General features: G+C 46.4%; 25 protein-coding genes. 16 read left to right on the top strand and 9 right to left on the bottom strand.

What is annotated here, in order from left to right; all coding sequences use genetic code 11:
* Positions 1-5 precede the first annotated feature (5 nt).
* From AC6H3C_RS19615 to AC6H3C_RS19605, 3 genes are all read left to right on the top strand, one after another.
* Positions 6-1,007 carry a BT_3987 domain-containing protein gene (locus AC6H3C_RS19615; protein ID WP_497517214.1) on the top strand — a complete coding sequence of 334 codons (1,002 nt, stop codon included), beginning with the start codon at positions 6-8 and terminating at the stop codon, positions 1,005-1,007.
* Positions 1,008-1,110: 103 nt separating this feature from the next.
* Complete coding sequence (locus AC6H3C_RS19610; RefSeq protein ID WP_497517213.1) at positions 1,111-1,845, top strand: DUF1573 domain-containing protein; 735 nt, start codon at positions 1,111-1,113, stop codon at positions 1,843-1,845.
* A 35-nt stretch (positions 1,846-1,880) separates the two neighbouring features.
* Positions 1,881-2,126 (top strand): hypothetical protein, encoded by a 246-nt coding sequence (locus AC6H3C_RS19605; RefSeq protein WP_497517212.1) that lies wholly within the window; start codon positions 1,881-1,883, stop codon positions 2,124-2,126.
* Here the strand turns inward: AC6H3C_RS19605 and AC6H3C_RS19600 are convergent.
* From AC6H3C_RS19600 to AC6H3C_RS19585, 4 genes are all read right to left on the bottom strand, one after another.
* A complete protein-coding gene (locus AC6H3C_RS19600) occupies positions 2,107-2,814 on the bottom strand; it encodes an RluA family pseudouridine synthase (RefSeq protein ID WP_497517211.1) in 708 nt (235 codons plus the stop codon). The genes AC6H3C_RS19605 and AC6H3C_RS19600 overlap by 20 nt on opposite strands.
* A gap of 6 nt (positions 2,815-2,820) precedes the next feature.
* Positions 2,821-3,255 carry a four helix bundle protein gene (locus AC6H3C_RS19595; RefSeq protein ID WP_497517210.1) on the bottom strand — a complete coding sequence of 145 codons (435 nt, stop codon included), beginning with the start codon at positions 3,253-3,255 and terminating at the stop codon, positions 2,821-2,823.
* Between the two features lie 118 nt (positions 3,256-3,373).
* Positions 3,374-4,189 (bottom strand): 3-methyl-2-oxobutanoate hydroxymethyltransferase, encoded by an 816-nt coding sequence (panB, locus tag AC6H3C_RS19590; RefSeq protein WP_497517209.1) that lies wholly within the window; start codon positions 4,187-4,189, stop codon positions 3,374-3,376.
* 70 nt (positions 4,190-4,259) lie between these two features.
* The gene (locus tag AC6H3C_RS19585) at positions 4,260-5,363 is read right to left on the bottom strand and encodes an acyltransferase family protein (RefSeq protein WP_497517208.1); all 1,104 of its coding nucleotides are present in this window, start codon (positions 5,361-5,363) and stop codon (positions 4,260-4,262) included.
* Positions 5,364-5,583: 220 nt separating this feature from the next.
* Here AC6H3C_RS19585 and dnaK point away from each other — a divergent pair, with 220 nt between their 5' ends.
* From dnaK to AC6H3C_RS19560, 5 genes are all read left to right on the top strand, one after another.
* Positions 5,584-7,500 (top strand): molecular chaperone DnaK, encoded by a 1,917-nt coding sequence (gene dnaK, locus AC6H3C_RS19580; RefSeq protein ID WP_497517207.1) that lies wholly within the window; start codon positions 5,584-5,586, stop codon positions 7,498-7,500.
* 471 nt (positions 7,501-7,971) lie between these two features.
* Positions 7,972-8,154 carry a hypothetical protein gene (locus tag AC6H3C_RS19575; protein ID WP_497517206.1) on the top strand — a complete coding sequence of 61 codons (183 nt, stop codon included), beginning with the start codon at positions 7,972-7,974 and terminating at the stop codon, positions 8,152-8,154.
* Between the two features lie 124 nt (positions 8,155-8,278).
* Entirely contained in the window at positions 8,279-8,488 is a 210-nt protein-coding gene (locus AC6H3C_RS19570) for a type II toxin-antitoxin system Y4mF family antitoxin (protein ID WP_497517205.1), read from the top strand.
* Complete coding sequence (locus tag AC6H3C_RS19565; RefSeq protein ID WP_497517204.1) at positions 8,485-8,820, top strand: HipA N-terminal domain-containing protein; 336 nt, start codon at positions 8,485-8,487, stop codon at positions 8,818-8,820. The genes AC6H3C_RS19570 and AC6H3C_RS19565 overlap by 4 nt, the downstream gene beginning before the upstream one ends.
* Positions 8,810-9,763, top strand: coding sequence for a HipA domain-containing protein (locus AC6H3C_RS19560; protein ID WP_497517202.1), 954 nt, complete (start codon positions 8,810-8,812; stop codon positions 9,761-9,763). Before AC6H3C_RS19565 ends, AC6H3C_RS19560 begins: the two co-directional genes overlap by 11 nt.
* 388 nt (positions 9,764-10,151) lie before the next feature.
* On the opposite strand, the gene AC6H3C_RS19555 is transcribed toward AC6H3C_RS19560, so the two are convergent.
* Together AC6H3C_RS19555 and AC6H3C_RS19550 are read right to left on the bottom strand one after the other, a co-directional pair.
* The gene (locus AC6H3C_RS19555; protein ID WP_497517201.1) at positions 10,152-11,318 is read right to left on the bottom strand and encodes a transposase; all 1,167 of its coding nucleotides are present in this window, start codon (positions 11,316-11,318) and stop codon (positions 10,152-10,154) included.
* A 416-nt stretch (positions 11,319-11,734) separates the two neighbouring features.
* Complete coding sequence (locus tag AC6H3C_RS19550; RefSeq protein WP_497517200.1) at positions 11,735-12,685, bottom strand: LysR family transcriptional regulator; 951 nt, start codon at positions 12,683-12,685, stop codon at positions 11,735-11,737.
* Positions 12,686-12,921: 236 nt separating this feature from the next.
* Between AC6H3C_RS19550 and AC6H3C_RS19545 the strand changes: the two genes are divergently transcribed.
* On the top strand, positions 12,922-13,260 hold the full coding sequence (locus AC6H3C_RS19545; protein ID WP_497517199.1) for a Dps family protein: 339 nt from the start codon (positions 12,922-12,924) through the stop codon (positions 13,258-13,260).
* Positions 13,261-13,318: 58 nt separating this feature from the next.
* Here AC6H3C_RS19545 and AC6H3C_RS19540 read toward each other — a convergent pair whose 3' ends face one another.
* Positions 13,319-15,127, bottom strand: a complete 1,809-nt coding sequence (locus AC6H3C_RS19540; protein ID WP_497517198.1) for a glycoside hydrolase family 15 protein — start codon at positions 15,125-15,127, stop codon at positions 13,319-13,321.
* Between the two features lie 198 nt (positions 15,128-15,325).
* Here AC6H3C_RS19540 and AC6H3C_RS19535 point away from each other — a divergent pair, with 198 nt between their 5' ends.
* The 5 genes from AC6H3C_RS19535 (at position 15,326) to xseB (ending at position 21,738) form a co-directional block, all read left to right on the top strand.
* On the top strand, positions 15,326-17,533 hold the full coding sequence (locus AC6H3C_RS19535) for a bifunctional alpha,alpha-trehalose-phosphate synthase (UDP-forming)/trehalose-phosphatase (RefSeq protein ID WP_497517197.1): 2,208 nt from the start codon (positions 15,326-15,328) through the stop codon (positions 17,531-17,533).
* Between the two features lie 96 nt (positions 17,534-17,629).
* A complete protein-coding gene (locus AC6H3C_RS19530) occupies positions 17,630-18,442 on the top strand; it encodes a toxin-antitoxin system YwqK family antitoxin (protein WP_497517196.1) in 813 nt (270 codons plus the stop codon).
* Between the two features lie 5 nt (positions 18,443-18,447).
* Complete coding sequence (locus AC6H3C_RS19525) at positions 18,448-20,079, top strand: S8 family serine peptidase (RefSeq protein ID WP_497517195.1); 1,632 nt, start codon at positions 18,448-18,450, stop codon at positions 20,077-20,079.
* Positions 20,080-20,093: 14 nt separating this feature from the next.
* Positions 20,094-21,563: an exodeoxyribonuclease VII large subunit gene (xseA, locus tag AC6H3C_RS19520; protein WP_497517194.1), complete on the top strand. Its 1,470-nt coding sequence runs from the start codon at positions 20,094-20,096 to the stop codon at positions 21,561-21,563.
* Complete coding sequence (gene xseB, locus AC6H3C_RS19515) at positions 21,538-21,738, top strand: exodeoxyribonuclease VII small subunit (protein WP_423126592.1); 201 nt, start codon at positions 21,538-21,540, stop codon at positions 21,736-21,738. The genes xseA and xseB overlap by 26 nt, the downstream gene beginning before the upstream one ends.
* A 14-nt stretch (positions 21,739-21,752) precedes the next feature.
* Here the strand turns inward: xseB and AC6H3C_RS19510 are convergent, their stop codons facing one another.
* Complete coding sequence (locus AC6H3C_RS19510) at positions 21,753-22,097, bottom strand: translation initiation factor (protein ID WP_497517193.1); 345 nt, start codon at positions 22,095-22,097, stop codon at positions 21,753-21,755.
* A gap of 233 nt (positions 22,098-22,330) precedes the next feature.
* On the opposite strand from AC6H3C_RS19510, the gene AC6H3C_RS19505 reads away from it, so the two are divergent.
* On the top strand, positions 22,331-22,870 hold the full coding sequence (locus AC6H3C_RS19505) for a carbonic anhydrase (RefSeq protein WP_497517192.1): 540 nt from the start codon (positions 22,331-22,333) through the stop codon (positions 22,868-22,870).
* Positions 22,871-22,968: 98 nt separating this feature from the next.
* Entirely contained in the window at positions 22,969-23,097 is a 129-nt protein-coding gene (locus tag AC6H3C_RS19500; RefSeq protein ID WP_497517191.1) for a hypothetical protein, read from the top strand.
* A 336-nt stretch (positions 23,098-23,433) separates the two neighbouring features.
* Here the strand turns inward: AC6H3C_RS19500 and AC6H3C_RS19495 are convergent, their stop codons facing one another.
* Positions 23,434-24,276 carry a mechanosensitive ion channel family protein gene (locus AC6H3C_RS19495; protein WP_497517190.1) on the bottom strand — a complete coding sequence of 281 codons (843 nt, stop codon included), beginning with the start codon at positions 24,274-24,276 and terminating at the stop codon, positions 23,434-23,436.
* Position 24,277: the final 1 nt, after the last annotated feature.

Genomic DNA, 24,277 nt, shown 5'->3' with positions numbered 1-24,277 from the left:
TCGATATGAAAAAGATACTGAACTTGAAATATATTGTCATCTGTGTTGCTGTGCTTGGGGCTTTCCTGTTCCAGTCGTGCAGCGAGGACGAAACATTCGATGTAACCGGCGCTACCGAAAATAAGGTTTACATCAATACGTATGCGTGGAGCCCGGCAAATACACCAAAAAATACCTTTATGTTCCAGGTGACCAATACGCCAATCGGGAGTATCATCGCCAATACCAGCCAGATTGAAGTTAAATTTGGCGTACAGTGTACACATGTGGCGCCGGAAAACCTCCGGGTGAAATTTGAGGCCGATAATTCGTTGATCGGAGAAGGCTATCTGGCGCTACCCAATGGTGTAAGCTTAAGTATGGACAAAACAGAACTGGTCATCCCGAAAGGGGCAACCAAATCTGCCGACAGCATCACCCTTTCCATTAATTCTGATCAGCTCAGCTTATTGGCTGTGGCGACTTATATGATTCCGGTTAAAATCGCTTCGGTAAGCAATGGTAATTCATCTGTCAGTTCGAACCTGAATGCCGTTTACCTGATGATCAATGCCACCGAGTCGAACTGTTATAACTTTTCGGTGGCCAACGACATAACCGGCGCTTTAATTACCAGTAAAACCGGCTGGACCGGAACTGTAAATGCCCCGCTTGTCAGTGGCACGCCTGCCAATATGCTCAATACGATGACATCTTCCTATTGGCGGGTTAATCCGCAGGTATTCGACTGGTCGGTGGATATGGTCAGCGAACGGACATCTATTACCGGAATACGCATTCACACCAACAATGCGGCGTATAACTTTACGAAGTTAAAAGTATTTTCCAGTACCGACGGAGTCAGTTGGACATCGCAGGGAATCACCGAATTAACCATTGGGAACGCTTACCAGTATATTAAGTTCTACGAGCCGATAAACGCCCGCTACCTGAAATTTGAGGTATTGGGTTGGCGATCAACAACGCAGATCCGTGTGGCTTTATTCGATGTATACATTGCTATATAACGGATCAGGTTGTTTCAGCATAAATTTTGGTAATTAGCTGTGTTTTGAGAGAGGCGGTTTTCGTAACCGGGAATCGCCTCTCTTTCCTCAAATGAATGAGATCATGAGAAGATTTATCCTGCTGCTGTTGCTGTTGCAGATTTTTAATGGGCAGCTTTATTCGCAAACTGTTTCTTCGGCGCTTTCTTTTGAAGAACGGGTGTTCGATTTTGGCGAAATCTTTGAGAAAAACGGGAAAGTGTCACATTCGTTTATCTTTAAAAATACAGGGAGCAAACCTGTTGTAATTGATGAAATTGTAAGCGGTTGCGGATGTACCGGGCATGGATACACCAAAGAGCCTGTTTTGCCCGGTCGCGATGGGAGGGTTAGCATCACTTATAACCCTCTTCGCCGGCCTGGATTTTTTTCAAAGGAGATCGTTATTTACAGCAATAACCACAAAAGTATAAACCGTATTTGGATTAAGGGGAATGTTATTCCGTATCAGCATCCGGTAGAGGAGGATTACCCCTACCACTTTGGAAACGGCTTATATTTTAACCTGAAGGTTTTGCCTTTTGGAAAGGTGGCGGAAGGACCCGGAAAACAAATTAAGCTACGCTATGCCAATGATACCGACGAACCAATGAACCTGATTTTTATGATTGAGGGTAATCATAAGCAGATCCGGTTCACCAACCCGGGAAACCTGTTGCCCAAAGAACGGGGCGAAATGCTGTTCAGTTACAGTTTGCCAACGGGGGTCCGGGGTGAAATCAGCATCACGATTTATCCGATCATAAATGGCAAAAAATCGGAACAACCACTCCAGGCCCGAATTACGGGAATTGATTAAATGTCTTCTTCTGAAAATCGCGGAAAACAATAACGATGGAAACAGCCCTTCCCGATCTGGTTGTATTCGGATATTTGGTATTCTGCCTTTGTTTTCTGTTGACGAAAGAGCGAAAAGACAACAGCGAGCTTCATGCCCGGAACCGCTATGCTCAAACAGCCGAGCTGGAGTTAAAGCAGAAACCGGAAATCAGAACAGATTCATCGTGCGGGACTCAACCATTACGGGCCGGTTTAACCAATCTGCCTTCAGCAAAAACATTTAATCCTTCAATTCCTTAATCTGGATCAGGTCGTCCCAAATGGGGTCGCCTTTTGGCGGGTTGGCGATAATTTTAACCGGTTCTTTTTTAACCGGGTGAACAAATTCCAGTTTCCGGGCATGCAGGTGGATACCGCCGTCCGGGTTGCTGCGTTCGGCGCCGTATTTCAGGTCGCCTTTGATGTGGCAGCCTATTTTGGCCAGTTGCACCCTGATTTGGTGATGCCGCCCGGTATGAAGGTCAACCTCCAGCAGGTGATACCGGTTTACGCTGGCCCGGTGCCGGTAGCTTAAACTGCAAAAACGCGCATCTTTTTTGGGTTTCACCGATGCAAAGCTTTTATTTTTGCCTTCATCTTTCCACAGGTAATGTTCCAGGGTATCTTCTTCCCGTTCAGGAAGGACGTTCACCACGGCCCAATAGGTTTTTTTCATGGCGTCTTTATCCTGGAACATCTCATTCAGGCGGGTAAGCGCTTTACTGGTCCGGGCAAAAAGCACCACGCCGCTGGTTGGCCGGTCGAGCCGGTGCGGCGAACCCAGGTAAACATCGCCCGGTTTGTTGTACTTTTTCTTGATGTAGGCTTTTACCTGGTCAATCAAGGTAACATCGCCGGTTTTGTCGCCCTGCACAATTTCGCCACAGGCTTTATTCACCGCAATAATATGGTTGTCTTCGTATAAAATAGTCATTGGATAATTAGTCATTAGTAATTAGTCATTAGCAGGGGGGATATTTAAAAAATCATTGTCTTCTCCTGCGATCAAATATTTTACCGGGGGTTCGTTTACTGAGTCACTTTCGCCAATTGATTTGATGTACTTGTTGAGCATTTTTCCGATGATATTAATTTGATCAGCATAGTGTGAAAATTTTTCATTCGTGATCAGTCCGCGATTTTTGGCTTTCACCAACCATGTTTTCGATTCATACAATGAACCTCTTGAATAATATCCGAATTTTTTGGAGTCATTGTAATGATACCGGCCAAAGCCTTCACTCAAATTGGCAGCAACGGAATCAATAGCACGAACCAGTTGTCTGCCGACTGTATCTTTTGAAAAATAATCCCATCCTGAGACATCTGCCCAAACTTCTTCTGCAATATTCATTGACAGATTGTAAATTTTAAGTTCCTCAAGTTTCATGACGATCGCGTTTAAATTCGTTGTGTCTGGTACTTTTTATTATCCAATAACCAACCAATGCCCAATGCCCAATTACCAATAACTAATGACTAATGACTAATAACTAATAACCAACTCCCTAATACTGCTCTCTCTCGTTTGGGAAATTGAGCGACTTCACATCGTCGATATAGGAGCCAACGGCTCCTTTGATTTCGGCTGCCAGGTTATGGTAGCGTCGCAGGAAACGGGGCGAAAATTCCTGGGTGATGCCCAGCATATCGTGGATCACCAGCACCTGGCCGTCGACTCCGTTGCCGGCGCCAATACCAATCACGGGTATTTTCAGCGATTCGGCCACCTGTTTGCCTAAAGCCGCCGGAATTTTTTCGAGCACCAGGGCAAAACAGCCGGCTTCTTCCAGTAGTTTGGCATCTTCCATCAACTTGGCGGCCTCTTCTTCCTGCCGGGCTCTTACCGTGTAGGTTCCGTATTTGTGGATCGATTGCGGCATTAAACCCAGGTGTCCCATAATGGGAATACCGGCCGACAAAATCCGGTCGACCGATTCGCGGATTTCTTTCCCCCCTTCGAGTTTCACGGCATCGGCTGCCGTTTCTTTCATAATCCGGATGGCTGAATTCAGCGCTTCTTTGCTGTTGCCCTGGTAGGTTCCAAAGGGCAGATCAACCACCACCAGCGCCCGTTTTGTTGCCTTTACAACCGAGCTGCCGTGGTAAATCATCTGGTCGAGGGTGATGGGCAGGGTCGTTTCGTTCCCGGCCATGACGTTCGATGCCGAATCGCCTACAAGGATGACATCAATTCCGGCTTCATCAACTAATTTGGCCATGCTGTAATCGTAACTGGTCAGCATGGATATTTTTTCACCTTTCAGTTTCATCTCAGACAAAACATGGGTGGTGACTCGCTTAATTTCTTTATGTACCGACATGGTTTATTCTTTTATCGGCACAAAGGTAAGTAACTTTTAAGTTATCCGGCCAAATAAGTCGCGAATGATATCAGACTCTTAAGAAAATCTCCTTTTTATACATGTAGTACAAGACGGCCCAGATGAGGGCAAGCAGCCCGGTATAATGAATGAACTGTCCAAAATCGCCCCAGAGTTCGGGGGCCCAGCCAAACAAAAAGCCGGAAAGCCGTTCCACATCCACAAAACGTACAAATAAGTACACAAAGATGGAATTCATACCGATCACGCGGAAATAAAACGACCATTTCGACCATTTCAGCACATCAATGATCAGGTAAAATAATGATAATAGTAAAAAGCTGATACCGCCGGCCATCAGGTTGAAGGTGCTGGTCCAGCATTTTTTGATGATCGGGTAGAAGGGGTGAATGATGAGCGCCAGAACGACCAATGCAGCGCCAATTCCGGCCATGAGCATTACTTTTTGCAGGTCGCCGCGTTTCCGTTCCCGCAGGATATGACCGGCCACTACGCCCATCAGGGTGATTCCTGTTGCCGAAATAATGCACAGGAGCCCCTCCGGATCAAAAACTTGTCCGTGCAAACGACCGGGAAGCAGCAGGCGATCGATATAACCGTTAATACACCCGTCGGCCGTGAGCACGCCTGCCCCGACGCCCGGAACCGGGACGAAAAGCTGGATCAGGGCATAACCGGCCAGTATGCCGCCAAGCCAATACAACCGGCTTTTGATGGATTTGGTGTAAATAACAATGACGGCGGCAAAAAAATAGGCCAGCCCGATTTGCCCGAGCACGCTGGCATAACGAATATTTGTTAAGTTGCCGCTCAGGGCGCCGTTATAGATAATTCCCAGCGCCACGAGGATGGCCATGCGTTTAAAGACTTTGGTAACCAGTATTTTCCGGGGTGAATTCTTTTCGAGTTTCGACACAATGGCATAGGGAATGGCAACGCCTGCAATAAACATAAACAGCGGAAAAATCAGGTCATACAAGTGAAAACCGGTCCAGCGAACGTGTTCCATTTGTGCCGAGAGCCATGCTGCTCCTGTTTTTTGTCCGATAAAAGCAAATAAAGCTTCACCGCCGATAATCCAAAACATGTCGAATCCGCGAAGGGCATCAAGGGATAACAGGCGATCTTTTTTTTCGGTTCTGATAGGTTCCATAGGTATACCGTTTTTAAATTTGTTTAGTGGGGTAAATGTATAAAATTTAATAAACCGCTGTCTTTTTGTCATCAAACATGTCAGCATGAAATGCAAGGTTTTTTATTCACTGTGCCAATATTGCACTTCGGGCCGGCCAATCTTCCTTGGCATAATCATTGATCAATTCTGACCGTATATCTGAAGTCCAATCAGGAAATTATTAAAAATAAAAGATAAAATGGGAAAAATTATTGGAATAGACTTAGGTACAACAAACTCATGCGTTGCTGTTATGGAAGGTAACGAACCTGTTGTTATTCCCAACAGCGAAGGAAAACGTACCACTCCTTCAATCGTTGCTTTTGTTGAAAACGGTGAACGCAAAATCGGTGACCCGGCCAAACGTCAGGCGATCACCAACCCGCAAAAAACGATTTTCTCCATAAAACGTTTTATGGGAGAGCGTTTTGCCAATGTAAATAAAGAAGTATCACGCGTTCCATACAAAGTTGTTGAGGGTGACAATAATACGCCTCGCGTGCAGATTGACGACCGCCGTTATTCGCCGCAGGAAATTTCGGCTATGGTGCTTCAGAAAATGAAGAAAACAGCCGAAGACTACCTGGGACAGGAAGTTACAGAGGCAGTTATCACGGTGCCGGCGTATTTTAACGACGCTCAGCGGCAGGCGACCAAAGAAGCCGGCGAGATTGCCGGACTGACAGTTCGTCGGATCATTAACGAACCAACGGCTGCTTCTCTGGCCTACGGTCTGGATAAAATGCACCGGGATATGAAAGTCGCCGTGTTTGACCTTGGCGGCGGTACCTTTGATATCTCCATCCTCGAACTGGGAGACGGCGTTTTTGAGGTAAAATCGACCGACGGCGACACACACCTGGGTGGCGACGACTTTGACCAGGTAATTATCGACTGGCTGGCCGAAGAATTTAAAAGCGAAGAAGGCCTTGACCTGCGTAAAGACCCGATGGCCCTCCAGCGGTTGAAAGAAGCTGCCGAGAAAGCAAAAATCGAGTTGTCGAGTTCCACACAAACGGAAATCAATTTGCCGTATATTATGCCGGTAAACGGCATGCCGAAACACCTGGTAAAAACGCTGACCCGCGCCAAATTTGAACAACTGGCCGACAGCCTGATCAATGCCACGATGGAACCATGCCGTAAAGCGCTGAAAAATGCCGGTATGACTGCCGCCGATATTGACGAAGTGATTTTGGTTGGCGGCTCAACCCGTATTCCGGCTGTTCAGGAAAAAGTACAGCAACTTTTTGGCAAAGCCCCCTCAAAAGGTGTAAATCCCGACGAGGTGGTGGCTGTTGGCGCTGCCATCCAGGGAGGCGTACTGACGGGTGAAGTAAAAGATGTGTTGTTGCTCGATGTGACCCCGCTTTCGTTGGGTATTGAAACAATGGGCGGCGTGATGACCAGGTTGATTGAAGCCAATACAACGATACCGACCAAGAAATCGGAAACATTTACAACGGCTGCTGATAACCAGCCTTCGGTTGAGATCCACGTGTTGCAGGGCGAACGCCCGATGGCAGCCGGGAATAAAACCATCGGCCGTTTCCACCTCGACGGAATCCCGCCGGCCATGCGCGGTGTTCCCCAGATTGAAGTAACCTTCGATATTGATGCCAATGGTATTTTGCACGTGAGCGCCAAAGATAAAGCTACCGGTAAATCGCAGTCCATCCGCATCGAAGCATCGTCGGGATTAAGCGACGACGAAATTAAACGGATGCGCGAGGAAGCTGCCGCCAATGCCGAAGCCGATAGGGCCGCCAAAGAAAAGGTCGACAAACTGAACCAGGCCGACAGTTTAATTTTCCAAACCGAAAAACAATTGAAAGAGTTTGGCGACAAACTGCCTGCCGACAAGAAAGGACCGATTGAGGCTGCTTTGAATAAACTGAAAGAAGCACACAAAAATCAGGACCTGGCAGCGATTGATGCCGCCACGGCCGAACTGAACCAGGTGTTCCAGGCTGCTTCGCAGGAAATGTATAACGCACAGGCCCAGGCCAATGCCCAGCCCGGCCCCGATGCCGGAGCCACCGGCGGTAACGGACAGTCATCCAAAGCATCGCAGGATGGCGAAGTAACCGATGTGGATTTTGAAGAAGTAAAATAGGATACGATTAATAAGAATAATCAGCAATTAATACAACGCAGTAAGTTTCTGACTTGCTGCGTTTTTTGATTTTAATAACTTCCGATTTAGTTTGGAATTTAATCGATTTTTGCCATATATTTGTACCATATTTGTGCCGCGCTCTAATTGGCTTTAATGTGCGCGTTAAACATACTTATTAGGTCTTGTGCAGCCTTAAATGGCGTTAATCTAACCGATATTGGTGTTAAAATCCGAAGCAAAAAATATTTTTGAGCTATTTGAAAACCTAATTTTCCTCTTCAGTAGAAACTTAAGTTTCATGCTTTCTGGAAAAATGAGGGTTTTTCACGTTTGACTAAGTCGATATAATGATATTGGGCTGTTGATCGAACGAATGGATAAACTGATAAACGGGATCTGACGCTTGCTCAAAGCCTGAAAGATCTCCAGTTATCGACAGAGCAATACAGGTATCTGACACAGTTATCCATGTCGCTTTCCCGGGAAGTGAAAGAGATTGACCGGCATGGCATCAAGGTCGAAGCGGGAGCATTGGATAAAGTAATCAAAGCTGTAGAACAAGGCAATAAGCCCCTTCGAAAGCAACTTCGGTGGATTACCTACGGGATGTTGATAGCCTATGTGAGCTTGCTGCTGATGATCTTGCTTTGATCGTTTAAAAAGTCGTTGGTTCTAGTTATATGGTATTGCATATAAAATGTGAATTTCCAGTGGTTCTATATCTTTTTGCATATAATTTCATATATTTGTTTTGATTTATATTTAAAGGCATATAATGAAGCAATTGGCAGAGTTTGTTAAAGAGCGACGCAAAGAGGTAAATCTTACACAGGAAGAGTTTGCTGAACGTGCGGGAGTCGCACTGACAGTGATCCGGAAAATTGAACAAGGGAAGACAAATCTGAATATGGATAAGGTTAACCTGGTGTTGAGTATGTTTGGTCATGAGTTGGCCCCGGTGAATAGTAAAGAATTGAACGGATGAGACAAGGGAACGTTTTTTATAAGGATTATTTCGCTGGAACAATCACAGAAGCGGATGATGGGGAATATGTTTTTCAGTACGATTCGGCGTATGTGAGTGGGCATCCGGAATTGTTTCTCACGTTTACGATGCCAGTTACGGAGAAACCGTACTCCGATAATCGATTATTCCCGTTTTTTGAAGGGCTTATTCCTGAAGGATGGTTGCTTGAGATAGCGTCAGAGAGTTGGCGGATCAACCAAAATGATCGTATGGGTTTACTTTTGGCTTGTTGTCAAAATTGTATCGGAGCAGTGAGTGTTGTACCAATTGAGGAGGGCAATGATGCGTAAATGTTTGTATTGCTACCAGCCAATAGACGAAGAGCTGGATTTTCATCCAAAATGTTCATTAGCGTTCTTTGGAACATCAGCGCCACCTGTAATTGAGTATACTTTAAGTCAGATGGATGAGTTGGCGAAGTCTGTCGTCGAGCGAAGCGTGACTGTTCCTGGGGTACAGCCGAAACTCTCGATGACGTTAATTAAAGCAGCAACGGATAAAGCTGAGGATACTCGTTTAACTGTTGTTGGGGCTTTGGGCGGACAATACATTTTCAAACCGCCTTCCGATCGATTTCCGGAAATGCCGGAGAACGAACATGTGACTATGCGTATCGCTGAAGATTTTGGAATAAGAGTAGTGCCTTCTTCTCTTATTCGTCTGGCTTCGGGTGAGTTGGCTTACATCACCAAGCGGATAGATCGAACAGAGAGCGGCGAAAAAATCCACATGTTGGACATGTATCAAATAACCGAGGCTTTTGATAAGTATAAAGGGTCGATGGAGAAAGTTGGAAAAGCTTTGGATACCTATTCTGCAAATACAATGCTTGATAAAATCTTTTTCTTTGAATTGGCTCTTTTCTCTTTTTTGACGGGCAACAACGATATGCATTTGAAGAACTTCTCAATGATTGAGCAATCCTCAGGTTGGGGGTTGGCACCGGCATATGATCTGCTGAATGTGGCTATTGTTCTCCCTGAAGATGATGAAGAATTGGCATTGACACTGTGTGGCAAAAAGAAAAAGCTCAAACGGGAACACTTTGAGCAATTGGGAGAGGGGATGGGATTAACCGCAAAACAAATCCAAAGCAGTTTTAAAAGGATGTCAAAGAATCGAGCGAAAGTTGCGGATTGGATTGAAAAATCTTTTTTGTCGGAGGAAATGAAACAGAGGTGCTTGAAAATAATGAATGCTCGGTATGGGAGGTTGTTGAGGCATATTACCTAGCCCTGCTCTGCAGAACTTTATTTGGAAAAGTGTTTCTGTAAAAATTAGCTATTGTGCTTTATGTTCGCTTTCTGGAATGTTTAAACCTTGGAATTCATTTTATTCGGGTTGTCTTTCATTTCAAGCTTTGTGAAAAAGAGAAATCTGGTTTAATTAGAAATTATTTGCGATAATTGCAATCGGAAAAAGTTATTCTGGAACAATTGAACGAAGCAAGTAACCAAAGGAAGTTGGTAGAAGCATTGAAAAATGGAGATAACGATGCTTTTAAATCGCTTTTTGAAATGTATCATCAAAAGCTATACTTCTTCTTGTTTGCAATTTTAAAATCGAAGGAAGACGTAGAAGAAATTATTCAGGAAACTTTTTTCAATACTTCGTTAAAAAATTAAGCGGCAATAGTGCCGTAGTATAAAAGTTCTTTGATGTATTCTTTATTTTTTGGTTTGTTTGGGTCGATTCCGAACAGGTCAAAAAATCGACAGAGCAACAACCTGTTGTGGTTCAGCGTTTTGACGTCGGACATAGAGAACGCTTTCCTGTCTTCTTTCGGGGTTCTCAGCCAGTCCTCCACCTTGGCAACATTGATTGCCGTCAGGGAAGCGTTGAAGTGGAAATCCAGTTTGTTTTCCCCTCTTGCCTGTACATCGCAAAGGCCGGTGAACTGTTTTCCGTCGCGATAGAGGAACTCGATCTGGAAACGGCTTTGGTAATACAGCAATATATCCTTGGGGCACAGGCTAAGGTCGGTACCGTAATACAGCTTGGTGGTTTGCTTCCCGTTGCCCCTGTGGTACAAAACGTAGGCAAGCCGGATATTGCGTTTGAGGCTTTTTGAATAAACGATCGCGGAATAGATAGTGTGTTCACCGGTCTGTTCGACAAGTGTGAAATAATCTTTGTCGATGGCGCCGATGTCGATTTTCCCTGCGTATTTTTTTGGCCTCCCCCTTTGGCCGGTAGGGGTTCCCCTGTACAGGTATAAAAGGTCCGCGTCGTCGCGTAACCTGCATACAACGTGCATCCCCATTGCTGTTATTGCATCGACAAACGGCTTTTTCGAGAACCATGCGTCGGCCACAAAATAGGGGGAAATGGCCGTAAGCGTGCCCGACCTTTCTGTCAGCAGGTCAATATACCACTGCGTAAGTGTTTGATCCTGTGAATGAAGTGTTTGCACGGCTTCAAGATGGAATGCGGTATGGTTGTCGATGTCGATTGCTGCAATGCCGCCAATCTCGAGCCCCCATTTGGCTTTTCCGGCACACCCCGACCAATACCAACCCAGGCCTGTCGTCTTTTTGCCCGACTTATCGATGTAACTGGGGTCAAAGGCGATGATATAACGGCCACTGCCGTTGGAAAGGACAAGTTCCTTGTTAAAGGCAAGGAAGTCGAATGGTTTCTCAAACTGTTGTCTGTACCTTTGTTCGCCGGACAAACCATAACGCCCAAGCTGCAGAAAGTTGATCCGCCCTTTTATGCTGAGAAAAAGAAGAAGTACTTCACAAATGAAGTCCTTTCTGCGCTTGTTTATATTTGATATTTTAGACAAATTTTTGATAATTAATGTGTTATAAGATTTATATTCCCTGGTAATCATACTTTTATAGAATCTGGTAAATCCTATTAAGATACTGATTATCAGGGATTTAATTAAATATTTCAAATACTTATTTTGCTCATTTTCAAATAGTTATCAACATTTTCAACGAAGTATTGTCTTGAATTCATGAGTAAATACACATGAGTATTCAAAAACCGGACATTACAGACAATAAAACTTTGCATTCCCGACTTTAGTCGGATAATAGTGATTCTAAACTAAAAAAAAATGGATTATCTAAAAAGAGTTGGCTCTGCTAAGTGGGCATTGGGATATACATCGATAATATGGGGCGAGAAAACCATACAGGAGTTAATCAATCAAATACAGGCGAACATAAAATGCCGGGTTAAAAGCATCGTTGATTAACTCAGCCTCAGTTGGGTATCCAACGGTTTTACATCCGGCTTTTCTTTCATCCGCGCGGGAATGCAGTCGATCACCTCATCGAGCAACAGGCGGACCAGTTTTTTAAGGCCGGTTGTTCGCAGGTAGGCGGCGCTGATTTCCCTGACGGGTGTTTCGCCTTCAATCTCCTTGATCATATTTTCATACTCCGACGGGATGTTGATCGTGGCCAGTTCAGGGATAAAGGTCATGCCTCCCTGGTTCTCAACAATCCGTTTTAACGATTCGATGGAGTACGAAACATAGCGAAACGAGAGATCGCTGTCTTTTGGATCGGGTATCCGGCAAAACGAATTGACCTGGTTTTGAAAACAGTTTCCTTCCCTGAGGTACCAGAGCTCGTTCCGGGGCAACAGTTCCAGGTTAACCGAATCCTGCGCAAACAAACGATGATGTTCGGATACATACAGGAAAAACTGTTCATAAAACAAGGGGACAAAACCAATATTTTTCGCTTTCAGCGGGGTCGACAGGATCCCGGCATCCAGTTCGTTGTAAGTCAGCCGGGTAATAATATCTTCGGTATTTAATTCTGTAACGTCGAGGAATAATTTGGGGTATTTCCGGTTTAGTTGTTTGATGAACAGGGGAATCAGGTAAGGGGCGAGGGTTGGGATAATGCCAATCCGAAGGGTTCCTTCGACCTGTTCTTCCATTTCGAGGCTTAACTGCCCCAGGTCTTCAACAAGTTGTACAATTTTTAACGCTTTCTCATAAAACAACTCACCTTCGGCTGTCAGCGCTAATGGCTTTTTCGTCCGGTCAATCAGTTGATATTCGAATTCTTCCTCAAGTTTCTGAATCTGAAGGCTCAGCGCCGGTTGGCTGATGTTTAACCGGCTGGCCGACTTCGAGAAACTTTTATGCCGGGCCAGTTCAATAAAGTATTTTAATTGATTGATATTCATAGTTTATAACCGTAATTAATGACTGTATAAAATTAATAAATAATGATTATAGTATCTTTGAGTAAAGAAAATAAAAACAAGATAAGTCAAACAATTTAAAACGAATAGATATGAAAACTTTAGAAAAAAGCAACCTGAAAAATGATGTATTGGTCGACGGGTTAAACGGATTTTTAGCCGATCTGTAAATTTTCTATCAGAATCTGCGGGGCTTGCACTGGAATGTCAAAGGGTCGATGTTTTTTGTATTGCACGCTAAATTTGAAGAGTACTACAACGAAACATCCGAGCTGATTGACGAAGTAGCCGAACGCATCCTGATGATTGGCGGCGAACCGGTTCATGCCTTTTCAGACTATCTGAAAGTAGCCGGCCTGCCCGAAGTAAAGCAGGTGAGCGACGGGCGAAAAGCCGTGGGTGTGGTCATCGCTCAGTCGGAGCAACTGCTAGCCAGGATGAAAAGCCTGCAGGCGGTGGCCGCCAACCAGAACGATGAGGCCACCAATGCGCTGTTCAGCGATGCCATTAGCGAAACCGAAAAACGCTTGTGGATGTTGAGAACATTTCTGAGTTAAGGGGGAAAATAACCAAAAACAAGCAGCGGTTGTTTCGAAAGAGACAGCCGCTGCCCTTTTAAAAGATAAATTCTTTTATTTCTTCTTCTTCTGTTAACTCTTCGTTCGAGATGGTCAAAGCGGTTTCGATCAGCGCCAGGTGCGAGTAAGCCTGCGGAAAATTTCCCAGCATCCGTTTGGTCTCAAAATCCAGGTCTTCACTGTACAGGCCCAAATGGTTGGCATACTGGAGTAAAGTCCGGAATTTTTCGATCGCTTCTTTTTTTCGACCGATTTTGTACAGGCTGTTCGTCAGCCAGAACGAGCAAATTGTAAAAGCTGATTTGGGAATTCCGAAATCATCCCGGTTTTTGTAACGGTACATCAGGCCGTTGTATTCCAGATCTTTTTGAATGGCCAGTACGGTGTCGACAAAGCGTTGATCTTCGGCCGGGATAAAACCGTAGGGCTCCATGAGCAAGACCGACGCGTCGAGATCGTCGGCGCCATAGGCCTGGGTGAACGATTTTTTTGTTTCCGACCAGGCATGGCGGTGAATGTCGGCTTTAATCTCGTCGCGTAAGTCAGACCAGGGCCCCACATACAAACTTCTTTTCAGCAATTCGGCAATTCGGACGGCCCGGTCGACTGCTACCCAGCACAGCACTTTGCTGAAGGTGAAATGTTTGTTTTCACTGCGAATCTCCCAGATTCCCCGGTCGGGCTTTTTCCAGTTGGTTTCAACCACTTTAATCATGTTCCGGACGATCGTCCAAAGTTCCTCGCTGTGTTCGAGCGTGTCGGAGAATAATTCGAAATGTTGCAGGATCACATCCAGTAAGATCCCGTAAATATCATTTTGTTTTTGTTTGTAGGCAGCATTGCCGATGCGGACCGGAACGGAATTTTCGTAACCCGAAAGATGCGGCAATTCGTATTCGGTCAGTTTTTTTTCTCCGCGTATGCCGTACATGATTTGTATTCTCTCGTCCTTGTCGGGCAAAATATCCATGATGAAGTTCAGGTAACGTTTGGCCATCCGGTGGTGTCCCAGCGTGTTCATAATTTTTACGACCATCGATGCATCCCTGATCCAGCAAAAACGATAATCCCAGTTCCTTTCTTCTCCGGCCGTTTCGGGGAGCGAAGTGGTGAGCGCCGCCAGAATAGCCCCGCTTTTGTCGAAACTGAGCATCTTCAGGGTCAGGGAACTGCGGATAATGATTTCGTTGTATTTTTTATACGAGGTGGTACGTTCCGACCAGTTCAGCCAGTAAACCTTGGTTCGTTCCAGCTTCAAATAGCTTCTTCTCACATTCTGCTTTAGTAATTTCTGGTTATAACTCAGCAGGCAAAAATTGTCTTTTGAAAGTTTAACAGGCGTTTCGTTTAAAATGGCTTGCAGGTCGAAACCCGAATACAGGTAAAGCGAGTCGTAAGGGCCTTTTTCTGTCACCGATTTGATGTAATCCTCCTCGATAAGGTGTCGGGTGGGATGTCGCGCATATTCCAGCCGGGGTTGGTACCGGATCACCAGTTCGGGTTCGCCCGAAATGTGCCTGAAATAGCGGACAATGTCGGGCGGTATGTAATAGCTGCCGGTATTTTCCTCGCGGTACCGGGGCATGAAGTCATGCAACTCAAAAACCCCGTCGGAACAATTGAACCGGGTGACCAGGATGTTGGTGTGAGGGACATAACACTGGCCGATACTTTCGCCATGCAGGGGTAAAACTTCAAAACTTCCGCCTTTTTGGTCGTCGAGTATTTTGGCAAATACCGACGATGAGTCAAACTGAGGCAGGCAAAACCACTCAATGGCGCCGGTTGCCGAAACCAGCGCGGCGCTTTTGCAGTTGCCTATTACTCCGTAATTTAAGTTCTTCATAACCTGATTAAGCTTAAACGTAAAACAGAAAAGGTTTAGCCGGTATTTTTATAAACCTCATTTTTGATGTATCTTAATGCTGTCTTTTTTGGATCAGGTCATCATGATCTTCTGCTTTTCTATTATTCAACATTTTAATTGCACAGATGTTGAATTTTCAATGAACATTCCCTGAAAACAGAATATAAAAACGAAAAGATGAGTAAAATCCACATTGTTTCAAACCGTTTACCCCTAAGTATCGTCAATGATGAAAATCAGCTAACATTAAACCCCAGTGTTGGTGGTCTGGCCACCGGGATGAGGTCGATTTACAAAGAATACGGAGGAAAGTGGATTGGCTGGCCCGGTTTGGCAACCGACGATTTAAAGGAAGGGGATACGCGCCAAATTGATGAAAAACTGGTGGAAGAGAATTGCCTGGCGGTGTACCTTACCCGCGAAGAAATTAATTTGTATTACGAAGGGTTCAGTAATAACGTGATTTGGCCCTTGTTCCACTACTTCGCTCAGTTTATCGAGTATAAGCAGGAATATTGGGACGCTTATGTGAAAGTAAACCAAAAGTTTGCCGATAAAACCCTTGAAATTCTGGAAGACGGAGATATCATCTGGGTGCATGATTACCAGTTATTGTTGGCGCCCGAAATGATCAAGGCCAAAAAGCCGGGAGTGATCATTGGTTTCTTTTTACACATTCCGTTCCCCTCGTTCGAAGTGTTCCGGATTTTACCCTGGCGTAATGAACTGATCAAAGGGATGCTTGGCGCCGATCTGATTGGTTTTCATACCTATGATTATGAACGGCATTTTTTTAGTTCGGTGCGCCGGCTTCTGGGCTACGAGGTGTCGTTTAATCAAATTCACCTGGAAGACCGCATCGTGATGGGCGATGCCTTTCCGATGGGGATCGATTATGGAAAATTTCATACCCGGGCAAAAGAGGTTTTTCAAAAATCCTTGCAGGAAAAATCGGAACTGCACCGAGAGTTGGATAAATACTTTTTGGTTGACCCCGACAGGAAGCTGATCTTGTCCATCGACCGGCTCGATTACACCAAAGGAATCCCCAATCGGCTCCGGTCTTTTGAACTGTTTCTCGAACGGCGCCCCGAATTTCGGAACAAGGTGACCTTGATCATGCTGGTGGTGCCTTCGCGAAGCGAGGTCGACCAATACAAGTTGTTGAAAAGTGAAGTCGATGAACTGGTTGGCCGGATCAACGGACGTTTCGGCGGGGTAAACTACACCCCGGTGTGGTATTTCTTCCGTTCGCTTCCTTTTGACAACCTGATTGAATTGTACAGCACCTCGGATGTGGCCCTGATTACGCCTGTGCGCGACGGGATGAACCTGGTGGCGAAAGAATACATTGCTTGCCGCGTTAATCAAACCGGCGTAATCATTATCAGCGAAATGGCCGGGGTGGCGAAAGAAACAGGAGAGGCCATCGTGATCAACCCGAACGACGAAGGAGAAATTGCCGATGCCATTTACCAGGCGCTGAACATGCCAATCGACGAACAACGCGAACGGATGAAATTTTTGCAGCAACGCATCAGCCGGTACGATGTTTTTAAATGGTCGGGCGAGTTTATAAAAGCTTTGCGGCGTATCGAAAATATCCAGAATAAATTTCTGGCCAAACGAATTACCCCATCCATTAAAAACGAATTGCTTGATCAGTACCGGAAAGCGCAGCGCCGGGCCATTTTTCTCGATTACGACGGTACCCTGGTGAGCTTTCAAAACGACCCTCAGGCTGCCAGTCCCGATCAGGAGTTGCACTTGCTGCTGAATACCCTGGAAGAAGATGAGAAGAATATCATCACCATCATCAGCGGACGCGACCGCGATACGCTGGAGCGATGGCTGGGCGAGCACCAGGTAAATCTGATTGTTGAACACGGCGTTTGGGTCAAAAAGTATGGCAAAGACTGGAAAATGACGGATAACATCAGCAGCGCCTGGAAGCCGGTGATCCGTCCGATTCTGGAAACCTTTGTCGACCGTACCCCGGGAACATTCATCGAAGAGAAAAATTATTCGCTGGTGTGGCATTACCGCAAAGCCGAACCCGAACAAGGCGACCTGCGGGCCAACGAACTGAAAGATGAACTGCGAAACATGATTGCCAACCATAACCTCGAAATTATGGAAGGCAACAAAGTAATCGAGGTAAAAGCGGGAGGCGTCAACAAAGGAAATGCGGCTATGCGTTTTTTAAAAGATAAGGACTTTGACTGCATCCTGGCCATTGGCGACGATTGGACCGATGAGTACATGTTCCGCGAACTGCCCGAAAGCGCCATCACCATAAAGGTTGGTATGAAAAATACAGCCGCTTCCTACAAGGTGGAATCGGTCGCTTCGGTCCGCTCATTTTTAAGATCACTGAGTGAGTAAGCAATATAAAAATTGCCGGCGGTATTCGATCACGGCGACTTAATTTCGATCTCATCTAAAATAATTCTTTAGTTTTGGGTGTTATAAAAAGAAAAAATGATGAGTAAATTTTTGACGATAATTTTCGTGTTTCTTGCCATTACGCTTGTTGCACAAGATCAGGTGAATCACACCGATGCTCTGGGACGAAAGCAGGGATGGTGGCAAAAAAAACAGGATAACGGGAAACTGCTGTACGAAGGCCTGTTTAAAGATGATGAGCCGGTGGGCGAATTTAAACGGTATCATCCAAACGGCGTGATTAAAGCAGTGATTAATTATCCCGAAACGAGTGATTCTGCTCAGACAAAGCTGTTCGATGAACGGGGAATGTTGATTGCCGCGGGCGTTTATGTGAACCAAAAAAAGGCCGGAAAATGGATTTATTACCAGGATAAGAAATTGATCGGCGAAGAATTTTATATAGACGGACTGAAAAACGGCAAGTCAAAAACATATTACCCTACCGGAGAATTACTCGAAGAAGCGGACTGGGTGGACAACCTGAAAAACGGAATATACCGGGTTTATACCAAAAACGGGAAAGCTTATTTTGAGTGTCGGATGAATGCCGGTAAAAACGACGGTTTTTGCCAGGTTTTTCACGAAAACGGCGAATTGCAGATGGAGGCTTTTTACCGGCAGAACTTACGTCATGATACCTGGAAATTTTATGACGACCAGGGTAACCTGAGCTACGAACTGATTTATGATATGGGCGAACTGATGAACCCGGAAGTGCGCGACAGTATCGATCAGATTCAATTGCAGGAGATGGAGGAAAACAAATCAAAACTGATCGATCCGGAAAAATTCATCGATAATCCAATGGAATATTTGAAGGACCCGTTATCGCCGGATAAATTGTAAACGACATGAAACCGTTTGGTTGGTTACTTCTGTGTTACTTGTTTTTTCCCTTGTATTTGCCCGCACAGGAAACAATGGATTACTACTGGGTGGGCTTTAAAGATAAGGCCGGGACAAACTATTCGGTGACGCGGCCCGACGAATTTTTATCCGGGCGGGCCATCTCCCGGCGTGAAAAACAACAGATTCCGGTTGATGAGTCCGACCTGCCGGTTTCTTCGGTTTACCTGGAAGGACTAAGAAATGCGGGCGCAACAATCGTCCATTGTTCGAAATGGTTGAACGGAGCAACCATGAAAGCGACTCCGGCAGTCGCCAATGCCGTGTCGGGGCTGAATTATATCCGGGAGATCCAGCTCACCAGGCCCGGCATGATCACCAAATCAACCCGCGATAAATTTGCCCGCGAACAGATTACCGCTTCCATCGATACCTCCTATTATGGTTATTCGGTTCACCAAATCGGCCAGCTTAACGGTCAGTTTCTGCATAACGACGGTTTTCAGGGGCAAGGTATCTGGGTGGCCTTGCTTGACGGCGGCTATTACCGGGCCGATCAGTATGCGGTTTTTGGTTCGCTCTGGGCCGACGACCGCTTGTTGAGGACCCGTGATTTTGTGTCGCCGGGCAGTAATGTTTTTGCCGAACATTATCACGGGATGAGCGTGCTGTCGGTGATGGCCGGGAACCTGCCCGGTACGCTGGTTGGCTCGGCGCCAAAGGCTTCTTACTTTTTGTTTCGGACAGAGGATGTTGGCTCGGAATACCTGATTGAAGAAGATCATTGGGTTGCTGCCGCCGAGTATGCCGATTCGCTGGGGGTTGATGTCATCAATTCGTCGCTGGGTTATACTCAGTTTGATGATGCCTCCATGAGTCATACCTATCAGGATATGGACGGAAATACGACCCGTGTCACCCGCGGGGCTAACATGGCTGCGCGTAAAGGGATGCTGGTGGTGACCAGCGCGGGAAATGAAGGCTACGGCGTCTGGAACTATATCGGCGCCCCTGCCGACGGCGACCTGGTGATTGGGGTAGGCGCCGTGAACAGCGAGGGGATGAAAGCCCCGTTCAGCTCGTTTGGCCCTGCGTCCGACGGCGATGTGAAGCCCAATGTGGCGGCGATGGGGCAGGGAACGGTGATTCAATTGAGCAATGGGTATATCGGATACGGAAACGGCACATCGTTTTCGTCGCCTGTTTTAGCCGGAATGGCAGCCTGTTTATGGCAGGCAAACCCGGAGGCCAGGGCCGCCGATGTTAAGTTGGCGATCGAACAAAGCGCCAGCCAGTACCCTTATCCCGACGATCGCCTGGGTTACGGGATCCCTGATTTTCAACTGGCTGATGAACTACTGAAAAAACAGAACCGCTCAAACCGGGACGAATGGACAGCGGTGCCTAACCCGCTGCAAACGCATGTCTGGCTTTACAGGCGCGACGGGGCGCCCGACGATGAAGTTACAGTCAGGTTATTTCGCCCAAACGGTTCGCTGGTTTACGAAGCACAATTTCCGCCGGCCAGTCCTATTTATATACCGAATCTTGCTAACTTGCCTGCAGGTTTATATGTAGCCGATATCCGCTCCAATAATCAATCGGCCCGGGTAAAACTGATCAAATCGGGGCATTAAAAACCGGAGATTGTATGGCAACAACACAATTATCGCTTTCAGAACTCAACCTGTTCATCAAGAATACGCTGGATGATGCTTTCCCTGATCTGATCTGGATTAAAGCCGAAATAAGCGAAATCACGATTAACCGGGCAGGCCACTGTTACCTGGAACTGGTCGATATGGATTCTGTCAGCAAAGAAGTGCTGGCACGCGGGCGGGCAACCATTTGGTCGTACACTTTCCGTATGTTGAAGCCCTATTTCGAAACGACTACGGGGCAGTCTTTTTCCGAAGGCATCAAAGTGCTCATTCAGGCTAAAGTGGAATATCATCCGGTTTACGGACTGAGCCTGAATATCCGCGACATCGATCCCAGTTATACCTTGGGCGACATGGCCCGGAAACGGCGCGAAATTATTCTGCAGCTCCAGCACGATGGTGTGTTCGATATGAACAAAGAGATGGAACTTCCGCTGGTTCCGCAGCGTGTGGCCATCATCTCGTCTCCAACGGCTGCCGGCTTACAGGATTTTATGGAACAGCTCGCCAACAACCCGCGGCACATCCGTTTTTACACCCGCTTGTTCCCGGCCGTAATGCAGGGAGCCGGAGCAGCCGATTCCATCATTCAGGCGCTTGACCAGGTGTTTCAATACGGCGATTTCTTCGATGTGGTGGCTATCATCCGCGGGGGAGGCGCCCAGATTGACCTGGCCAGTTTTGATCATTACGAGCTGGCCTTTCATGTGGCCCAGTTTCCGCTTCCGGTGATTACCGGCATCGGGCACGATAAAGATGAAACGGTGATTGACCTGGTGGCCCATACCAAAATGAAAACCCCCACGGCGGTTGCCGAGTTCCTGATTAGCGGAGCCGAGGCATTTGAGCAGATGCTGATTGAAATGGAAACCCGTTTCGTGAATTTGGTGGAGGACCGTTTGGAAGAAGAAACAAGCTGGCTGGAACAGGCTGTTCAGCAACTCAAAACCGGAGTGAGGCAACTGGTGAAAGAGGAGGAATATCAGTTCAACCTGATGGGGATGCGATTGAAAAATGTCGTTCCTTCCTTCCTGAAACAACAAAAAGACCGGTTCGAAAAGTACAAGCGCTCCCTGGAATCCGGCGGACTTGGCCATTTGAAAGAGCAAACGCACCGGTTGCGAAAAAAGACTGACGACCTGCAGCACTATTCGCAACGGCTGTTTCGTGCCGAAAAGAATGCTTTGACTCAGGTGTGGCACGAAATGGGTATCCGCCTGCGCGACAGCTTTAGGTTACAGCGCAGGCAACTGGCCGCTTTCGATGAGAAAGTCAGGCTGGTTGATCCGTATAATGTACTGAAACGAGGCTATAGTCTGACATACAAAGATGGCCGGCTGGTAAAATCGACCCGCGATCTGGCGGAAGGCGGCGAACTGCTCACGCGCCTGGCCGACGGTGAGGTAAAAAGTGAAATCAAAAAAATAAAACGATATGGTTCAGAAGAAAATGACTTATAAGGAAGCCGTGGATGAAATTGACGAAATCCTGGAAAAAATTGAAAACGAAGAACTGGATGTGGACGAACTGTCGGAAAAAGTGAAACGGGTATCTTTCCTGATTAAATTTTGCAAGGAAAAACTCCATAAAACCGAAACCGAAGTCGAAAACATCCTGAAAGAAATGGATGAGTAGCCGGGTACACTTGTTTAACCGCCCGTACGTTTTGCCTTGTAGCCTTCTGCTTGCAGGATTTGCATGATTTTGTCGCGGAAATCGCCCTGGATCAGGATTTCGCCATCCTTAGCCGAGCCGCCCACGCCGCATTTTGTTTTTAAGCTTTTTTCCAACGCTTTCAAATCGTCTTCGGCCCCAATAAAACCGGTAATCAGGGTCACCGCCTTTCCTTTCCGGTTTTTCTTGTCAAGGCCCACCCGCAGGTTTTGCTGTTTGGGAGGAAGCGTTTCAGTCGCTTCTTCCTGCTCTTTTTCAAATTGAAAATCCGGGTTGGTCGAATACACCACTCCCAGGCGCTCTTTCCAGTCTTTTGCCATGTGGTTCGTTTTTGTTCCAAAAATAACAGAAAATTTTACAGGGAGGTACGAATTAACCCGGGCTCGTGGTACAATCGGCTAACCCGGCGGCATTTGTATGCCTGCGATTGTTTTGTATATTGTACCGGCGTTTTGGCGAACTACCCGGACGGGCTTTTATTTTTCGGTTTTTAAGGCAGGTAGTGAACCTTTCGTGATGCTTTGTGGTTTGGAAAAAGGATGAAACTGAATGTATGGCGAAATTAATAGAAGTAAACTCAACCGACGACATCTTTCCGGAGTACCGGAAAACACCAATCGGTTTGTTGCTTGAATATCACAACCTGAATAAAACCTTTTGCAGTTACGATCAGGCCCAAATGCTGATCGGTATGTGTATGGATAACCGGAAAAGCTTGTGGATCCCCGAAAATTTTGCCTTTATTATACGCTCGGGCGGGGCGAACCTGTTTTATCACGAATTTCAGGTGTCGTATGCCATTGCCGTGGGCGACTTGAGGCACATCGCGCTGATCGGTCATAATAAATGCGGCATGGTCAGGCTCGACGAACGAAAAAATGAGTTTATCAACGGGCTGGTAAAAAATGCCGGCTGGAAAAAAGAAAATGCCGAGAAACACTTTGAAAACCTGTCGCCCTTTTTTGAGATTGGCGATGCGGTGGATTTTTTGATCGTTGAGGTGGAACGCCTGCGAAAACGCTATCCGAAAGTGAAAGTCGCTCCGTTGCTTTACAATGTCGATACCGGTAAAATTTCCCAGATAGAGGTGTGATGAGCTAAGTTTGTGGTCATTGGTCATTTGCCTGCGCTGCTTCCGTTTTGAGCGCAGCGGCAACGAGGGGCGTTTGTAACGACCACTATAACAGGCGTATGAATGTGTCATTCCGTCCGGCAGTTGCCGGATCGGGAATCTTTATCGCTAACCGCCTGGGCCACAAACGGCAACAGATGCTGAAACAAGTTACCAATGACAAACCCTGGGCAGTTTCCCGGATATAAACCTTATTTAACGTAACCTTCGTAGAAAGATCATCGCCACCAACATTCACCTTATTACCTTATTCTGTGTTAAGGCAAAGAAGTAAATCCTGTCCGGAAGGACATAAGTTGCAACGCTTTCTTCAGAATGGCTGTCCTTCAATTTTTATTCAAATACGTTCTTCTTATAGGGTGGCGCGGTTTGTACCGCGCATTCAATAATTGTCGATTGAAAATTGACGCACCCGGTGGGCGTTCCCGATTTTTATCGGGACAAGTCTTGACGGCCGGCCCTGCATTGACCGATCCTAAAATGATGGTGTTTTATTTCGGGATGCCTGCCGGTTTGCCGAGCGGTCAGGAATCTGCTTTTTTGTTCCTGATTTCTACCGGAAAGTTTTTAGTTGCTTCGCCGGCATACAGGCTCACATGCGGGAACGGAATTTCGATTCCTTCGCGGTCAAAAGCTTCCTTGATATCGATCAGGATACTGTTTTTTGTCTCCCTGAAATTGGTTTTTTCAAACCACACAGCAAACAGGATATCCATGCTGCTGGCGCCGAATCCCTGCATCAAAATGAGTGGTTCCGGTTCTTCGAGGCACAGGGGATTTTTGCGGGCGACCCCTTTCAACACTTCAAATACCTTGCGCAGATCTTCTTTATAGGCCACCCCCAGGTTAATATCCAAGCGCCTGATGGGAAACCGGGTCACGTTAATTACTTCCGAGCTGATGACCGTTTGATTGGGAATGCGGATCAGCAGGTTGTCGTGGGTGCGTATTTTTATGCTAAGCAGGTCGATAGAATAAACCGTCCCGGTTTTGTCGCCCAGCCGAATAATGTCGCCCAGCTCGAACGATTTTTCCGACACCAGAAAAAAGCCGCTGATAATGTTGCCGATGCTGGTTTGCGAGGCAATCCCGATCACGATCCCAACCACCCCGGCCGCCCCGAACAGGGCCGTGATGTCGAAATCCAGTTCGTTTAAAACTGTTAAGCCCAGCAAGAGGTAACCCGAGTAAACAATGATCCGGTTCACGATCATCCGCGACTGCCTGCTAAGCCGGTAAGTGATGCTTCGTTTTACCAGGAGGGCTAAGCCGTGAATAAAGCCCAGCCCGATAACCAACACAATGCCTATGCGGATAATCTTATCCAATGTTTCGGTATTGAAGTAGGAAGGAAGGTCGAAGTTCATA

Source organism: Gaoshiqia sp. US2 (assembly GCF_059705485.1).
This window is presented reverse-complemented; position numbering and strand designations above follow the sequence as displayed.

Bases quoted from the DNA above. Each gene is read 5' to 3' on its own strand.
- AC6H3C_RS19615 (WP_497517214.1), top strand. From the start codon at position 6: ATGAAAAAGATACTGAACTTGAAATATATTGTCATCTGTGTTGCTGTG.
- AC6H3C_RS19610 (WP_497517213.1), top strand. From the start codon at position 1,111: ATGAGAAGATTTATCCTGCTGCTGTTGCTGTTGCAGATTTTTAATGGG.
- AC6H3C_RS19605 (WP_497517212.1), top strand. From the start codon at position 1,881: ATGGAAACAGCCCTTCCCGATCTGGTTGTATTCGGATATTTGGTATTC.
- AC6H3C_RS19600 (WP_497517211.1), bottom strand. From the start codon at position 2,814: ATGACTAATTATCCAATGACTATTTTATACGAAGACAACCATATTATT.
- AC6H3C_RS19595 (WP_497517210.1), bottom strand. From the start codon at position 3,255: ATGAAACTTGAGGAACTTAAAATTTACAATCTGTCAATGAATATTGCA.
- panB (WP_497517209.1), bottom strand. From the start codon at position 4,189: ATGTCGGTACATAAAGAAATTAAGCGAGTCACCACCCATGTTTTGTCT.
- AC6H3C_RS19585 (WP_497517208.1), bottom strand. From the start codon at position 5,363: ATGGAACCTATCAGAACCGAAAAAAAAGATCGCCTGTTATCCCTTGAT.
- dnaK (WP_497517207.1), top strand. From the start codon at position 5,584: ATGGGAAAAATTATTGGAATAGACTTAGGTACAACAAACTCATGCGTT.
- AC6H3C_RS19575 (WP_497517206.1), top strand. From the start codon at position 7,972: ATGTCGCTTTCCCGGGAAGTGAAAGAGATTGACCGGCATGGCATCAAG.
- AC6H3C_RS19570 (WP_497517205.1), top strand. From the start codon at position 8,279: ATGAAGCAATTGGCAGAGTTTGTTAAAGAGCGACGCAAAGAGGTAAAT.
- AC6H3C_RS19565 (WP_497517204.1), top strand. From the start codon at position 8,485: ATGAGACAAGGGAACGTTTTTTATAAGGATTATTTCGCTGGAACAATC.
- AC6H3C_RS19560 (WP_497517202.1), top strand. From the start codon at position 8,810: ATGATGCGTAAATGTTTGTATTGCTACCAGCCAATAGACGAAGAGCTG.
- AC6H3C_RS19550 (WP_497517200.1), bottom strand. From the start codon at position 12,685: ATGAATATCAATCAATTAAAATACTTTATTGAACTGGCCCGGCATAAA.
- AC6H3C_RS19545 (WP_497517199.1), top strand. From the start codon at position 12,922: ATGTTTTTTGTATTGCACGCTAAATTTGAAGAGTACTACAACGAAACA.
- AC6H3C_RS19540 (WP_497517198.1), bottom strand. From the start codon at position 15,127: ATGAAGAACTTAAATTACGGAGTAATAGGCAACTGCAAAAGCGCCGCG.
- AC6H3C_RS19535 (WP_497517197.1), top strand. From the start codon at position 15,326: ATGAGTAAAATCCACATTGTTTCAAACCGTTTACCCCTAAGTATCGTC.
- AC6H3C_RS19530 (WP_497517196.1), top strand. From the start codon at position 17,630: ATGATGAGTAAATTTTTGACGATAATTTTCGTGTTTCTTGCCATTACG.
- AC6H3C_RS19525 (WP_497517195.1), top strand. From the start codon at position 18,448: ATGAAACCGTTTGGTTGGTTACTTCTGTGTTACTTGTTTTTTCCCTTG.
- xseA (WP_497517194.1), top strand. From the start codon at position 20,094: ATGGCAACAACACAATTATCGCTTTCAGAACTCAACCTGTTCATCAAG.
- xseB (WP_423126592.1), top strand. From the start codon at position 21,538: ATGGTTCAGAAGAAAATGACTTATAAGGAAGCCGTGGATGAAATTGAC.
- AC6H3C_RS19510 (WP_497517193.1), bottom strand. From the start codon at position 22,097: ATGGCAAAAGACTGGAAAGAGCGCCTGGGAGTGGTGTATTCGACCAAC.
- AC6H3C_RS19505 (WP_497517192.1), top strand. From the start codon at position 22,331: ATGGCGAAATTAATAGAAGTAAACTCAACCGACGACATCTTTCCGGAG.
- AC6H3C_RS19500 (WP_497517191.1), top strand. From the start codon at position 22,969: ATGAATGTGTCATTCCGTCCGGCAGTTGCCGGATCGGGAATCTTTATC.
- AC6H3C_RS19495 (WP_497517190.1), bottom strand. From the start codon at position 24,276: ATGAACTTCGACCTTCCTTCCTACTTCAATACCGAAACATTGGATAAG.